Raw genomic sequence first — 14,054 nt, forward strand, 5'->3', positions numbered from 1 at the left:
TAGATTGGTTGATTTAATAGTTATTTTATTCCAAAAATATGGATTCTGATTTAATATACGTTGATTTTTCGTCAATTGTATTTTTATCAAAAACTTGATCATAGTTTTGCTTCTCCAGTTTTATTCTAGGTAATTTGACTGGAGAAATGCCAGATGTATCGAAATATGGGAGAATTTCCTTCTTTCGACGTTTCTTCTTATCTTTTTTCTTAGTACTGTCTATTTTATACGTTAAGCCAATCCCAAGAGCTTGTTTAAACTGTGTTTGCGCAACTTGATCTTCATCATAAATCAAATTGATAGTTAATTGCGTGGACATAAAATTATTAATTTTCATGTCTAATAATCCAGCATATACAATATCGAGGTTATAAAATTTGTTCGAATAATTGGAGAAAATTCCAATATTATTATCGTAAGTGACATTATCAAAAAGTTTTACCTTATAACGTCCACCTAAATATGCACCAACTTCGAAAAGAAATGTATCGCCATCATTCCGCAAACCATAGGTTCCTTTCTTTTGCAAATCTTTGTCCGCTACAATTGTTGTTCTTGATGTTAAAGGTTGAAAACTGACAGAAAAATTAGAATTTGGCGTATAATTCGCACCGACCCCAATTGTTACATATGCAGGCGCAAACAAATTTGATAGTTTTGTTTTTGGAGTTGTTCCATAATTGAAACCCGCAGAAAACTGTGAACGAATATTAAGTGATGAGGTTAGATACCATTTTTCTTTAATCAAATATCCATAAGAAGTTGTGATATTTAGATTGTCAGCAGTTTTACGTGTTCCATTGGTTTTATTATCTAAAAAACCATATTCAAAAATAAAACGATTGTCCCAAAAGTGTTTCTTTTTTCGGAAATTGAATTCGTAATCAGTTTTTGCATTTAGTGAAACCGAATTTTCACCTCCTGCCATCCAATTGGAAAAGGTATTCTGATTAACGGTTAAAGTATTTGCACCATAAATTTCCCAACCCGATTTTCGTCCTGTAGTATCCACTTTAGATTTCAGATATTTTCGACCATCAATAATTAGATTTCCACTGGTATCTAAAAATTGAGCCGAACTAAAAAGTGATAGGACTAAAAAAATAATTGAGAAAATTAGTCTCATTTTAAAAAAATATCTTTGTTTAAAATTGAAAAATTCCAAACAAAGATATCTAATTTATTTTGTAAGGCTAAAAACCTTTCTTAATTATTTTGCCAACCTTTCAACCATTTCACTAATGTATCCACCCATTCTTGACGATCATTCAAACATGGGATGTATGTAAATTGTTCTCCACCAGCTTTTAAGAATTCTTCTTGTCCTTCCATCGAAATTTCTTCCAAAGTCTCCAAACAATCTGCAACAAAGGCAGGTGAACAAACAACTAAATTTTTCACGCCTTGCTCAGGAAACTCTTCCAATACATAATCTGTATATGGTTTTATCCAAGGATCACGTCCCAAACGAGATTGGAAAGATGTTGTGTATTTATCTTCTGGTAATTGCAGATATTCAGTTAATAACCTTGTTGTTTCAAAACATTGATTACGATAAGTTTCAATTGGTAATTTACTAATTTTCGCAGCACGAAGCGCTTTATTATCATGACGTTCTGGAATTCCATGATAAGTGAATAATATTTTATCGTATTCTTCAGGTAAATTTTCTTTGATAGAATCTCCTAAAACTTTGATATAATCTGGATGATTGTAAAAAGCTTTCAAGAAATTAATTTTCGTGTCTTTGTAGCTTTTTTTCTGGATTTCAAGCACTTTATCTGCAACAGTTTCTGTAGAAGACATCGTGTATTGAGGGTATAAAGGAACAACCAAAATGTCGCGAACTCCTTTGTCATAAAGCTCTTGTAAACCAGCTTCTATCGAAGGATTTTTGTAACGCATTGCCAAAACAACTGGAATATCCATTTGTTTTTGTACCATATCTCTCAAAATTTTAGAGTAAACAATCAAAGGAGAACCTTCTTTTGTCCAAATTTTTCGGTAAGCTTCAGCAGATTTTTCGGGTCTTTTTGGTAAAATAAATAATTCAACAATAGTTTTACGAATAATCCAAGGAGAATCTAAAACTTTCTTATCCATTAAAAATTCGCGTAAATAAGTTCTTACGTCTTCAACATTGGTAGAATCGGGCGAACCTAAATTCACTAATAATATTCCTTTGCTCATAATTCTTTTTATCTAAAAAAATATTGCGTTCTTTGTAGGTGTAAAAGTACGGAGGATAATTTAATTTGTCCTTCGTAATATCATCATTATAATTTATATCATCATTTTATGTCAGATTTATTAAATCCTGATAAAGAATTTTATCCAGACGACGATCTAAATCACGAAAATACTGTTCGTCCGCAAAGTTTTGATGATTTTGCTGGACAAGCACATATTCTCGAGAATCTAGAAGTTTTCGTAAAAGCGTCTAAACTTCGTGGCGAAGCGTTAGATCACGTTTTGTTGCATGGACCTCCAGGTTTGGGAAAAACTACATTGGCAAATATTATTGCGAATGAATTAGGCGTTGGAATCAAAATTACTTCTGGACCAGTTCTCGATAAACCAAGTGATTTAGCTGGTTTGTTAACGAATTTGGAAGAAAATGATGTGCTTTTTATTGATGAAATTCATCGTATGTCTCCTGTTATCGAAGAATATTTGTATTCGGCAATGGAAGATTTTAAGATTGATATTATGATCGAATCTGGACCAAATGCACGTTCGGTTCAAATTGGTTTGAATCCTTTTACATTAATTGGTGCAACAACGCGTTCTGGTTTATTAACTGCACCGCTTCGTGCTCGTTTTGGAATTAATTTCCGTTTCGAATATTATAATGTCGAATTATTAAGTACGATTGTTGAGCGATCTTCTCGTATTTTAGACACACCAATTGACGAAAGAGCGGCGATAGAAATTGCAGGTCGTAGTCGTGGAACTCCTCGTATTGCAAATGCATTATTGAGAAGAACACGAGATTTTGCTCAAATAAAAGGAAATGGAAAAATTGATTTATCAATTGCCGAATTTTCTTTAAAAGCTTTAAAAGTTGATGATAATGGTTTAGATGAAATGGATAACAGAATTTTATCAACGATCATAGAGAAATTTAAAGGTGGACCAGTCGGAATTACAACTTTAGCAACAGCAGTTGGAGAAAATGGTGGAACATTAGAAGAAGTTTACGAACCATATTTGATTCAAGAAGGTTATTTGATGCGTACTGCGCGTGGACGTGTTGCAACAGAAAAAGCTTTCAAACATATTGGGGTAAAATATCGTGGCGAAAATTCACCTCAAACCGATTTGTTTGATTTGTAATTTTGTTCTAAGTTCTAAGTTCTAAGTTCTAAGTTCTAAGTTCTAAGTTCTAAGTTCTAAGTTCTAAGTTCTAAGTTCTAAGTTCTAAGTTCTAAGTTCGTTGTCATTCCGACGTTAGGAGGAATCTAAAAAGAGAATAGTATTTATCATTAAAAATATTTTATGTTAGAATTAAGACCTAATTGCGAAAATTGTGGAAAGAATTTATTGCCAAATTCAACAGAAGCGATGATTTGTACATTTGAATGTACTTTTTGCAAAGATTGCGTTGATAATATTTTGGAAAATGTTTGCCCGAATTGTGGCGGTAATTTTACTCCAAGACCTATTCGACCAAATAAATATTTATCTAAATATCCTGCATCTACGCAAATTGTGTTGAAAAAAGTTAATCTAACAGAATTTGAGAATTTAAAGAAAGAATTTAAAGATATTTTACCTGAAAATCGTTAATCTTAATTTAGGAAAGTGATGTTGAAACGAGTTCAACATGACAATGTCATTCCGATGTTAGGAGGAATCTAAGATTCTTCATTTCACTAACGTTTCATTCAGAATGACAAAATTTAATTTCGTCGATATAATAATTCTCAATTCATAATTACAAATTAAAAATGCTCCTTCAAACAGAAGAACATATCAAAATAAAATGGTCCCAATGCATCAAAGAAAAAGCTGAAGCGTTGGGATTTATTTCTTGTGGTATAGCCAAAGCTGATTTTTTAGAAGAAGAAGCACCTCGTTTAGAAGCTTGGTTGAAGAATGATTTTCATGGCGAAATGCAGTATATGGAAAATCATTTCGATATGCGATTGGATCCTCGAATTTTGGTTGAAGGAGCAAAATCTGTGATTTCTTTGGCGTATAATTATTATCAAAATTTAGATCGAAATCCTAATTCTTACAAAGTTGCAATGTATGCGCAAGGCGAAGATTATCATTTTGTCGTGAAGGAAAAAGTATGCGAATTATTAGATTTTATTCAAGAGGAAATAGGGGAAGTGAGTGGACGAGCTTTTACCGATTCAGCACCAATTCTGGAACATGCATGGGCGAAAAAAGCTGGAATTGGTTGGGTTGGAAAAAATTCGTTGACGTTGTCTAAACAAAAAGGTTCGTTTTTCTTTTTGTCCGAATTAATTATTGATTTGGATCTAGCTTATGATTCTCCAATTGAAACTGATCATTGTGGAAAGTGTACGCGTTGCATTGATGCTTGCCCAACTGAGGCGATTTTACCCAATAAAACAGTGAATGGAAGTCAATGTATTTCGTATTTTACAATTGAATTGAAAGATCAAATTCCGACCGAAATGAAAGGGAAATTTGACGATTGGATTTTTGGTTGTGATGTTTGCCAAGAAGTTTGTCCGTGGAATCGTTTTTCGTTGCCCATGAAAGAAACTCGTTTTGTTGGTCATGACAAAATTAATCAATTCTCGAAGAAAGATTGGGAAGAAATAACGGAAGTTGTTTTTCGAGAAATTTTTAAGAAATCGCCCGTAAAACGTACAAAATTTGATGGTTTAAAAAGAAATATCGATTTTGTAAAATCACTATAATTCGTGAAAATTTTTGGTTTAGATTTTGTTAGCTTTACTTCAAGAAAATCGAATCATAAAAATGAAAAAAAGTTTATTCATTCTTACTACTTTTTTAAGCTATTTTGCGCAAGCTCAATTTGGGATTGTCCAAGATAAAGATGGTTTTGCAAATGTGAGAGATGAAAAAAGTACTTCGTCTAAAATAGTTGCTAAAGTCAATTCAAATTCTATCTATCCAATTGATTCTGATGAAGAAAATTCGAAATGGTATTTGGTCGAATATCAACTTGAAAAAGCTGGTTATGTTTACCATGATCGAATCAAAAAATTAGAAGATTTTGAAATGATTTCTCCAACTTCGGCAAATGATTCTAAAATAGAATTTTCAGTTGCTGATTATATTATTCAGCTCGAAACGCAAGCATTTAATTCAAAAAAGCATAAAATTTTCAAGGAAGGTGATTTTGTTTATGCGATTGATGAAAAAGATTTTCTTGGTTCGGACGGAATGATTCCTCAAACAGAATTCAAATCGTTTAAAATATCATTCAAAGGAAAAGATATTATCATTCCAAAAGAATATTTTACCAATTTGTATAACGCGAATTTATCCGCTACAAAACTTACTTACAATAAAGAGTTAAATCAATATTATTTGTTTGGGACATATAGCGATGGAGCTGGAGTTTATGATGCGCTTTGGGTGTTGGATAATGGGAAAATTGTAAAACATATTGCTCAAATTAATGCTTATGCTTAGTCGTTTTTTTTCAATTTTAGGATGCTTTTTGCTATTTACTTCGATAATGTTTGCTCAAAAAGTAACGACTTCCAAATTTGGAGATATTTCGTACGAAATGACACAAAAACAAGTTGCAGCTTTAACGCCAAATAAATTAGCTCTTTATGATGTAAATAATCCTGAAATGCCTGAACAGGACATTGAGTTGAATGGAATTAAATATCATATTTCGTATTATAGAAATTTGAAAACGAAACAATTCGAAGTCTATATGGTTTCGTCTGTTAGCGCTCAACTTTCGACTTTATCAGGAATAAAAATTGGAAGTTCGTTGGATGATTTATGGAAAGCGTACAAAAAATATGATATTTCGGTGCAAGATATTTTTGAAGATGACGAAACAAAATCGGTCAGAGCTTTTGCAATAAATGATCTTGATAATGGATGTACATTAGATTTTTATTTAAAAAATAATAAAGTCGTAAAAATGGTTTTGTCAAATGAATCGGGTTTTTTAAATAACAATATTTATGAAAACTAAAATAGCTTTAGTAGGATTTTTCTTACTTTCAATAGTTGGATTTGGTCAGATTTCTACAACACGAATGAATGAGTTGAAAATTGGAATGCGTCCGTCCGAAGTATTAAAATTGTTAGGTAAAAAACCTGCTGCAATTGTTGATGAAGGAGAAACGAAAATAACTTTAAAAGGAATTGATTACACAATCGAAATAAGAAGTGGTTATTTGAGCAAAACAGAAAATGACACCTATTTAAGTTCTATTTCGACAACAAGTAAAAACATTAAAACCTTATCTGGAATTGGTATTGGCAGTACGTTGGAGGATTTATGGAAAGCTTATTCGTCGAAATACAATGTGTTGTTGGATAAATCGAATAATAATTACAGAGAATTTAGAATTGACGATAGAGAAAATGGTGTAATATTGACTTTTTCTTTGAAAAATGAAATTGTAACAACAATAGGATTGAGTTCTTATAATCCAGAAGAATGTACACTTTAAAATAATGATTAAAACCTAAATACATAAAAATGAAAAAAATGTTTTTTATAGCTGCTTTTGTAGCTGGAATAGCTTTGCAAGCGCAAGTTTCTACAACTCGTATAAATGATGTAAAACTTGGAATGAAATTGTCTGAATTAGAGAAATTAACTGGACAAAAATTCAAATTGAAATTAAATGAATACGGTTATCCAGAAGACGATTTGACAATTGTTTCGAAAGGCGTAACCTATAAAGTTGGCTTAACATCGAACGGAGATGGAAACGGTTCTAATAATTTGACTGTTTATAGCGTCAAATCGACAGATTCGAGCCTTAAAACATTGTCTGGAATTAAAGTTGGTTCTTCATTAGATGAATTATTGTCGAAATACAAAAACTTGAATATCTCTATTTATGATGGTTATGATGATAAAACGGATAAAAGAACAAAGGCTTTTCGTTATTTTAATGTAGAAGATCAAGATGCAGGTTCAATATTACAATTCAAATTGGTAAATGATAAAGTAGCTTCTTTTGATGTGATGTATAACGAAGGTTGTTAAAATAAATAAACAAAAAATTCCAACCCTTAGAGTTGGAATTTTTTGTTTATTTATTTCTTAATCACTTTTTTCGTGATGATTTTTCCATCTTTTAGGTGAATAGATAAAATATACATTCCAGCTGGATAATTTTTCAAATTAACTTCCGAACCTAATTCAATCCCAAGTAAACGACCATTAAAATCATATAAATTGACATAATCAAAATTCTTCGCATTAATTTTTACCTTATCTGTTGTTGGATTTGGAAAAACTTCTACAAGCGTTTGTTGATAATTGTAATCGTTCGCAGATAATTCAGCCCAAGTATTTTCGGCTTTATCTCCGCCCCAAATTAATGTTGCTAAATACGGATTATCAATAAATGGATTTCGACTTCCTTGCGTTTCGGCAATAATTTCGTTTCGGACTTTCTCAAATTCAGATACTTTATCTTGCACATTCCATTTCAGAAACATATCTGGCATTCCATCATTATTGGTTGTTGTTGTGTTGTTGTACGCAACCAATTGCGGATCAGTTTCCAACCCATAATGTACATACATATACATAATAATTCGTGCCACATCTCCTGTCCATTCATCACCTGGATAAAAACCGCCATTGATTAATTTGGCTTGCCCTGTCACATCTTGTGCCCATTTTTCACGATAAGTATTGTTACTTCTTGTCGAATTTAATTGTCTATCAACTGCACGTAAATTGTGCGCATCTGTACCTGTTCCTGGATTATTAGTCGTTAAAACAGGATTTGCTAATGATTTTGGAAAAACATGTTCGCGTTCCCATTTTCCATTTGCATTTCCGCCAGTATTGTTTTTGTTATTTACATCACGTGTACGCTGTTCAGCATAAACAGTAGAATTATCAGTAAAACCATAAATCAATAAAACGCGACCTTTCGAATCTAAATCTAAGTCAGATTTATCTAAAATATTCCAAACTCCAGGCGTATAGCTAACTGCATGATGCGTAGCATTGATTAAATCGTGTAATTCTTCCTTTATCGTTTTTCCATTTTGTTTAAAATCAATCCCTTCATAATAGTCGGGTTGCTGCGCAAAAGCGGCAAAAGGAAATAAAAGAAGTAAAAATTTTTGCATAATTATTTATAAATATTTGACAAAAGTAAGTATTTATAAGTAGTTAAACCGGAATATTTAGATTAGAAATCGTTAAACTTTTACTGAAATTGTTTGATGTATTGTTTAGGCGTTAAGCCGTATTTTTTCTTAAATGCTGAGATAAAATGAGATGGATTTTCGTAGCCAATTTCAAACGAAATATCCTTTACCATTTGTTGATTTTCTTCTAGTTTATGCAACGCATATTCTAGTTTTTTATCCAACAAATAACCATAAACAGTTGTTCCATAAAGTTCTTTGAAACCTTCTTTCAGATGATATTCCGAGATCGTAAATTTTTCGCAAAGTTGTTTGATAGTTGGAGGATTTTTAAAATCAGCTAATAAATAATCTTTGATTTCTTTGATTCGTTTTCCTTCATTTTCATCATTCAAGAAAGGACAATGCTCAGTTTGATTTTCAATTTCAGAAAAATAAAGCGTGAACAATTCGTACATTTTTCCAATCAAAAATAAATTTTGAAATTGTGGAGAAAGTTTCATTTGTTCAATTTGATTCAAAACTAATTTTATCGCTGGTCCAATTTCACGTTCAATATAAAATTTCTCTTGTGTCATGCTCGAAATCAAATTATTCTGAATTTGATATTCTGCAAACAATTGATGTAATTTCTGAATAGACAAAACCACAATATAAACCTTACTTTCTACATTTATATTTAGCGATAATGGAATGTCTAATGTCGGATAATAAAACAAAAAACTTTTTCCTTCGTTCAAATTGATTTTATAAATACCATTATTAAAATTAAATGTCAACGAACCTTTTGTACAAAAATAGAATTGTATATAGCGCTTGTCAATTCCTTTCAGAATCGTATCTGTAGAAGCTGTAAAGTTGTCTATTTGAGCGATAAATACGTCTGTTGACAATTTATACTCGTTAATTTTACTTTTATGGGTATTTTTTAAATCCATTTCGAATAATGAGGTTTGTCATATAAAAAACGTGATAATTGTCAACTTCGCTCTTTATAATGGTTTACATACAAATATAAACCTTTAATTTATAATTATTCTAAAAAAGCAAACTTTAATTTTTAGCGTTATTTTTTCTTTTTAAAGTTATTTTTCAAAGAGTTTTGAAACTACTTTTGTATCAGTATTTGAAGAAATGGCAATTAGAGGTAATAAAACGGAAGAAAATTTTTACGTAATCGGAATCAGTTATGAAAAAGCTGATGCCATTACACGAGGTAAATTTACATTTTTCCCGGAACAAGTTGAAACGTTTACACAAGATTCTAAAACGAATGGTTTAGAAAACTTTTTTATTGTATCAACTTGTAATCGTACTGAATTTTATGGTTTTGCAGAAAACGAAGATCAAATCGTTGAGCAATATTGTAAATACACAGAAGGTAATGCAGATGAATTCCGTCAATTTATGATGGTAAAAGAAGGAGAAGAAGCGATTACACATTTATTCCGAGTTTCGTCGGGATTAGAAAGTCAGATTTTAGGTGATTTTGATATCATCGGACAAATCAAAATTTGGTTTTCTCGTTTCAAAAAACAAGGTGCATCAAATGCTTTTTTAGAGCGTTTGGTAAATACTGCGATCCAAATTAGTAAAAAAGTGAAGAACGAAACTTTCTTAAGTAACGGTTCTGCTTCGGTTGCATATTCTGCGGTTAATTTTATTCAAGCAACGCAAGGAAACTTGGTAGACAAAAATATTTTGTTGTACGGAATTGGTAAAATTGGTCGTAATACGTGCGCTAATTTGGTCAAACATTATCCAAATACAAACATTACGTTAATCAATCGTACAAAAGAAAAGGCGGAAGTTCTTGGATTGAAATATGATATTACCGTAAAAGATCACAGCGAATTAAAAGAAGAATTACAAAAAACAGATATTCTAATTGTTGCAACGGGAGCAAGTAATTACACGATTACAGAAGAAATGATTCCGTTCGATAAGGAAATGACGATTATTGATATGTCAGTTCCAGAAAATGTAATTCATACATTGGCTGCTCGCGAATCTATACAATTGGTAAATGTGGACGGATTGTCTAAAATGGTAGATGATACAATTGCGCAACGTCGCAATGCAATTCCAGAAGCTTTGGCAATTATAGAGGAGCATTCTACAGAGTTTTACGAATGGTTAGAAACCAGAGAATTGGTTCCTGCTATTCAATCTTTCAAAGATAGATTAGACTTTTTTCAGAGTTTTGCTTTAAATAATTTGAAAAAAGATAATGTAAACATTGACGAAAATGAAACGATTTTAACTGAAAAAGTAATTCAGAAAATTACAAATCAGTTTGCTTCTTATTTGATTGAAAATAAAGAAAATGCAGACGAAACAATTCAGTTAATCGAAAAAATGTTTCATTTAAAACAAGCTTAATACAATCATGAAAACAATAAAAATTGGTACACGTCAAAGTCCGTTAGCGCTTTGGCAAGCCAATAAAGTTGCTTCTATTCTTGAGGCAAAAGGTCATCCAACAGAAATCGTTCCGATTACTTCTGAAGGTGATGCAAATCTAAAACAACCCATTTATTCATTAGGTTTAACAGGTGTTTTTACGCGTTCATTGGACATTGCTTTGTTGAATGATCAAGTGGATATTGCGGTTCATTCGTTGAAAGATGTACCAACTGTTTTACCAGAAACATTAGAGTTGATTGCATATCCAGAGCGTGCAAGTTCTGCGGATATTTTGGTGTACAAATCGGAAGATATTTTCGAGAAAGAACACCGAATTATTGCAACAGGATCTTTGCGTCGTAAAGCATTTTGGAATCATAAATATCCAAATGATACGATTGTAGATTTACGAGGAAATGTGCAATTACGTCTGAAAAAGTTGCAAGATAATGCAGATTGGGACGGAGCTGTATTTGCTTTTGCAGGTTTGGATCGTTCAGAAATTTTAGATGAATTGGCAGAAAAAGGTCTTCATTATAAAGTGATTGATTGGATGATTGCTGCACCATCACAAGGAATTTTAGGAATTGTAGCCAAAGAAGGTTTTGATTTGAGTGATATTAATAATCCGCAATGTGAACTTTTTGCAACAGTAGAACGTCAATTTTTGAATGTTTTAGAAGGTGGTTGTACAGCGCCAATTGGTGCGTTAGTTGAGAAAATTGATGAAGAAAATTACTCCTTCAAAGGAGCAATTTTAACCATTGATGGACAAGAAATGATTTCAATCGAAAGACAATTCAAAGCAGATGAATATTTGACGAAAGGTCGCGAATTTGCTGAAGAATGTATTGCGCAAGGTGCAGCAAAAATGATTGAACAAATTAAAAAAGAAATCGGAACGAAATAGTGCGAACGAAGGTTTTATTCACGAAGTTAATTTCTCCTGAATTACTTGAAAAAGAATTTGGAACTGATGTTGAGGTGGTTTGCAAGCCAACTTTACAAATAGAATTGACTTCGAAAAATAAAATTTCTGCACAGATTGATGAATCTGTTCATCAATTTATCGTGACGAGTCAAAATACTGTAAATGCCATTCAAGATTTGGAATTGAATGGTCATTTTTTTGTTGTTGGAAAAAAAACGGCAGAAAAACTAAAAGCGCAAAACAGAGATGTTGTGTTGGTTGAAGATTATGCAGAAGATTTAGCTTCGAAATTAATTTCAGGAAATTATTCTCCGAAATGGAATTTCTTATGTGGTTCTTCCCGTCGAGATTTGTTGGTGAATGAATTATCAAAAGCAAATCACGAAGTCAATCAAATTATAACATATCAATCAGGGCAAATTGTTTATCAATTAAATGAAACATTTGATGCGTATGCTTTTTTTAGTCCGTTATCATTCAAAGCGTTTCATCAACAAAATGAAATTCCAGAAAGTTCGCGTATTTTTACAATCGGAAATACAACAACTTCTGCGATAGAAGAAGTTTATCCAAATCATGAAATTATAACTGCGCAAACACCATTGGTGGAAGTAGTTATTGAAAATATAAAAAAATACATCAATGATAAAAAATGATTTGCTTTTAAAAGCATTGAGAGGTGAGGAGGTAGAGCGTCCGCCAGTGTGGATGATGCGTCAAGCAGGACGTTATTTACCAGAGTTTATCGAATTGAGAGATAAATATGATTTCTTTACACGTTGTCAAACGCCAGAGTTAGCGGCTGAAATTACAGTTCAACCAATTCGTCGTTTTCCGTTAGATGCAGCAATTATCTTTTCAGATATTTTGGTTGTGCCACAAGCAATGGGAATGAATTTCGAGATGAAACCTGGTGTTGGTCCTTGGTTAGAGAATCCTATTCGTACAGCTCAAGATGTAGAAAAAGTTTATATTCCTGATGTTGAAGAAGAGTTAGGATACGTTTATGCAGCGATGGATATTACAAAGAAAGAGTTGGACAATAAAATTCCGTTGATTGGTTTTGCAGGATCGCCTTGGACATTGTTGTGTTATGCAGTGGAAGGTCGTGGTTCTAAATCTTTTGATCAAGCGAAAGGTTTCTGTTTCCAAAATCCAGTTGCAGCGCACCAATTGTTAGAGAAAATCACTCAAACTACGATTCAATATTTGTTGAAAAAAGTGGAACATGGTGCAAATGTGATTCAGATTTTTGATTCTTGGGGTGGAATGTTATCTCCAAAAGATTATGACGAATTTTCTTGGAAATACATCGAGCAAATTGTGAACGAAGTTTCTAAAGTAGTTCCTGTAACAGTTTTTGCAAAAGGTTGTTGGTTTGCTTTAGAGAAAATGGCAGATTCTAAAGCTTCTGCTTTGGGTGTTGATTGGACAATTACGCCACAATTAGCGCGTGAGTTTACAGGTTTCAAAAAGACGTTACAAGGTAACTTTGATCCTTCTCGCTTGTTATCTCCACCAGAAACTATTCAGCAAATGGTAAAAGAAATGATTGACGATTTTGGTCCGTATAAATATATTGCCAATTTAGGTCACGGAATTTTACCAAATATTCCAGTAGAAAATGCACAAGCTTTTATAGAAGCTGTCGTAAATTATAAGAGAGATTAAGAAACTCGATATAACAAGAAAACCTTCCGTAATGGAAGGTTTTTTATTGAATATATAATTTAAATTTTACGATATTATTTAGATCTTTTGTATAATAAGCGATCCAATAATAATTATTCTCTTTACTTAAAATTCTATATTGATATATTTCTCCTTTTCTACTAAATGATTTTTTCATTGAATTATTGCTTTCTAAAAACTCTAGATTAAAATCATTATTTTTTATCCAATATAATTTTAGTTTAGAAAAAGATTCATCAATAAAATATTCAATCCAATTATTATCTTCAATTTTTACAATTGTTTTATTTCCTTCGTAGTCAAAATAATATAATTCAGAAGCTGACTTTACTAAATTATAATCTTTATCATTGATTGTTGATTTAGGCAAATTTTCTAAAGTAATCCAGTTTTCATTATTTTTTTCAGAGAATTTCTTTATTATATCAGTGTATTCTTTACATTTTTTTTGAAATCTATAAAAAATAGCTTCTTCTTCAGCTTGAATTTCATCTTTTGAAAAATCTTTAAAATATTTAATTAAACTAACATCTTGATTAACTAAATTAATTCTATCTAAATCATTAAGATTTTTATTTTCGGAAAGGATATTACAAAGATTATGAATTAGTATATCTCTTTTTTCATCAATATTTTGTGAAAAAGAAATTGAACAAATTATAAATAGAATATAAGTTAGGTAATATTTCATTTTTGGTTTTTTATAATT

General features: G+C 31.5%; 16 protein-coding genes. 11 read left to right on the forward strand and 5 right to left on the reverse strand.

Annotated elements, in window-relative coordinates:
- Window positions 1-25: 25 nt before the first annotated feature.
- Both N5D90_RS14885 and hemH read right to left on the reverse strand, forming a co-directional pair.
- On the reverse strand, window positions 26-1,126 hold the full coding sequence (locus N5D90_RS14885; RefSeq protein WP_038332080.1) for a DUF3078 domain-containing protein: 1,101 nt from the start codon (window positions 1,124-1,126) through the stop codon (window positions 26-28).
- An 80-nt stretch (window positions 1,127-1,206) separates the two neighbouring features.
- Complete coding sequence (gene hemH, locus N5D90_RS14890) at window positions 1,207-2,190, reverse strand: ferrochelatase (protein WP_038332082.1); 984 nt, start codon at window positions 2,188-2,190, stop codon at window positions 1,207-1,209.
- 108 nt (window positions 2,191-2,298) lie between these two features.
- On the opposite strand from hemH, the gene ruvB reads away from it, so the two are divergent.
- The 7 genes from ruvB (at window position 2,299) to N5D90_RS14925 (ending at window position 7,192) form a co-directional block, all read left to right on the forward strand.
- Entirely contained in the window at window positions 2,299-3,336 is a 1,038-nt protein-coding gene (gene ruvB / locus N5D90_RS14895) for a Holliday junction branch migration DNA helicase RuvB (RefSeq protein WP_038332085.1), read from the forward strand.
- A gap of 162 nt (window positions 3,337-3,498) precedes the next feature.
- Complete coding sequence (locus N5D90_RS14900; protein WP_115001444.1) at window positions 3,499-3,789, forward strand: DUF1272 domain-containing protein; 291 nt, start codon at window positions 3,499-3,501, stop codon at window positions 3,787-3,789.
- 161 nt (window positions 3,790-3,950) lie between these two features.
- Window positions 3,951-4,898, forward strand: coding sequence for a tRNA epoxyqueuosine(34) reductase QueG (gene queG, locus N5D90_RS14905; RefSeq protein WP_280063063.1), 948 nt, complete (start codon window positions 3,951-3,953; stop codon window positions 4,896-4,898).
- A gap of 61 nt (window positions 4,899-4,959) precedes the next feature.
- Window positions 4,960-5,640: an SH3 domain-containing protein gene (locus N5D90_RS14910; RefSeq protein ID WP_280063065.1), complete on the forward strand. Its 681-nt coding sequence runs from the start codon at window positions 4,960-4,962 to the stop codon at window positions 5,638-5,640.
- Between the two features lie 46 nt (window positions 5,641-5,686).
- A complete protein-coding gene (locus N5D90_RS14915) occupies window positions 5,687-6,163 on the forward strand; it encodes a hypothetical protein (protein WP_115001438.1) in 477 nt (158 codons plus the stop codon).
- Window positions 6,153-6,647, forward strand: coding sequence for a hypothetical protein (locus N5D90_RS14920; protein WP_115001436.1), 495 nt, complete (start codon window positions 6,153-6,155; stop codon window positions 6,645-6,647). Before N5D90_RS14915 ends, N5D90_RS14920 begins: the two co-directional genes overlap by 11 nt.
- Window positions 6,648-6,676: 29 nt before the next feature.
- Window positions 6,677-7,192 (forward strand): hypothetical protein, encoded by a 516-nt coding sequence (locus N5D90_RS14925; protein WP_280045309.1) that lies wholly within the window; start codon window positions 6,677-6,679, stop codon window positions 7,190-7,192.
- Between the two features lie 50 nt (window positions 7,193-7,242).
- Here N5D90_RS14925 and N5D90_RS14930 read toward each other — a convergent pair whose 3' ends face one another.
- Entirely contained in the window at window positions 7,243-8,295 is a 1,053-nt protein-coding gene (locus N5D90_RS14930) for an endonuclease (RefSeq protein WP_280045310.1), read from the reverse strand.
- A gap of 80 nt (window positions 8,296-8,375) precedes the next feature.
- Window positions 8,376-9,254, reverse strand: coding sequence for an AraC family transcriptional regulator (locus tag N5D90_RS14935; protein WP_280063066.1), 879 nt, complete (start codon window positions 9,252-9,254; stop codon window positions 8,376-8,378).
- 196 nt (window positions 9,255-9,450) lie between these two features.
- Between N5D90_RS14935 and hemA the strand changes: the two genes are divergently transcribed.
- Genes hemA through hemE form a run of 4 tightly spaced genes read left to right on the forward strand, consistent with a single transcriptional unit; the run spans window position 9,451 to window position 13,324 of the window.
- Complete coding sequence (hemA, locus tag N5D90_RS14940) at window positions 9,451-10,698, forward strand: glutamyl-tRNA reductase (protein WP_038332101.1); 1,248 nt, start codon at window positions 9,451-9,453, stop codon at window positions 10,696-10,698.
- A 7-nt stretch (window positions 10,699-10,705) separates the two neighbouring features.
- Window positions 10,706-11,632 carry a hydroxymethylbilane synthase gene (hemC, locus tag N5D90_RS14945; protein ID WP_125348768.1) on the forward strand — a complete coding sequence of 309 codons (927 nt, stop codon included), beginning with the start codon at window positions 10,706-10,708 and terminating at the stop codon, window positions 11,630-11,632.
- Window positions 11,632-12,309, forward strand: coding sequence for a uroporphyrinogen-III synthase (locus tag N5D90_RS14950; RefSeq protein WP_280063067.1), 678 nt, complete (start codon window positions 11,632-11,634; stop codon window positions 12,307-12,309). The genes hemC and N5D90_RS14950 overlap by 1 nt, the downstream gene beginning before the upstream one ends.
- Window positions 12,296-13,324, forward strand: a complete 1,029-nt coding sequence (hemE, locus tag N5D90_RS14955; RefSeq protein WP_125348769.1) for a uroporphyrinogen decarboxylase — start codon at window positions 12,296-12,298, stop codon at window positions 13,322-13,324. Before N5D90_RS14950 ends, hemE begins: the two co-directional genes overlap by 14 nt.
- Before the next feature lie 43 nt (window positions 13,325-13,367).
- Here the strand turns inward: hemE and N5D90_RS14960 are convergent.
- Window positions 13,368-14,054: hypothetical protein (locus N5D90_RS14960; RefSeq protein WP_280063068.1), on the reverse strand; the 687-nt coding region annotated here is incomplete at its 5' end.

It is taken from the genome of Empedobacter sp. GD03797 (assembly GCF_029842105.1).
Taxonomy (GTDB): Bacteria; Bacteroidota; Bacteroidia; order Flavobacteriales; family Weeksellaceae; genus Empedobacter; species Empedobacter falsenii_C.

What these genes read in the sequence shown, in the direction of transcription:
- N5D90_RS14885 (WP_038332080.1), bottom strand. Translation starts at nt 1,126, where the DNA reads ATGAGACTAATTTTCTCAATTATTTTTTTAGTCCTATCACTTTTTAGT.
- hemH (WP_038332082.1), bottom strand. Translation starts at nt 2,190, where the DNA reads ATGAGCAAAGGAATATTATTAGTGAATTTAGGTTCGCCCGATTCTACC.
- ruvB (WP_038332085.1), top strand. Translation starts at nt 2,299, where the DNA reads ATGTCAGATTTATTAAATCCTGATAAAGAATTTTATCCAGACGACGAT.
- N5D90_RS14900 (WP_115001444.1), top strand. Translation starts at nt 3,499, where the DNA reads ATGTTAGAATTAAGACCTAATTGCGAAAATTGTGGAAAGAATTTATTG.
- queG (WP_280063063.1), top strand. Translation starts at nt 3,951, where the DNA reads ATGCTCCTTCAAACAGAAGAACATATCAAAATAAAATGGTCCCAATGC.
- N5D90_RS14910 (WP_280063065.1), top strand. Translation starts at nt 4,960, where the DNA reads ATGAAAAAAAGTTTATTCATTCTTACTACTTTTTTAAGCTATTTTGCG.
- N5D90_RS14915 (WP_115001438.1), top strand. Translation starts at nt 5,687, where the DNA reads ATGTTTGCTCAAAAAGTAACGACTTCCAAATTTGGAGATATTTCGTAC.
- N5D90_RS14920 (WP_115001436.1), top strand. Translation starts at nt 6,153, where the DNA reads ATGAAAACTAAAATAGCTTTAGTAGGATTTTTCTTACTTTCAATAGTT.
- N5D90_RS14925 (WP_280045309.1), top strand. Translation starts at nt 6,677, where the DNA reads ATGAAAAAAATGTTTTTTATAGCTGCTTTTGTAGCTGGAATAGCTTTG.
- N5D90_RS14930 (WP_280045310.1), bottom strand. Translation starts at nt 8,295, where the DNA reads ATGCAAAAATTTTTACTTCTTTTATTTCCTTTTGCCGCTTTTGCGCAG.
- N5D90_RS14935 (WP_280063066.1), bottom strand. Translation starts at nt 9,254, where the DNA reads ATGGATTTAAAAAATACCCATAAAAGTAAAATTAACGAGTATAAATTG.
- hemA (WP_038332101.1), top strand. Translation starts at nt 9,451, where the DNA reads ATGGCAATTAGAGGTAATAAAACGGAAGAAAATTTTTACGTAATCGGA.
- hemC (WP_125348768.1), top strand. Translation starts at nt 10,706, where the DNA reads ATGAAAACAATAAAAATTGGTACACGTCAAAGTCCGTTAGCGCTTTGG.
- hemE (WP_125348769.1), top strand. Translation starts at nt 12,296, where the DNA reads ATGATAAAAAATGATTTGCTTTTAAAAGCATTGAGAGGTGAGGAGGTA.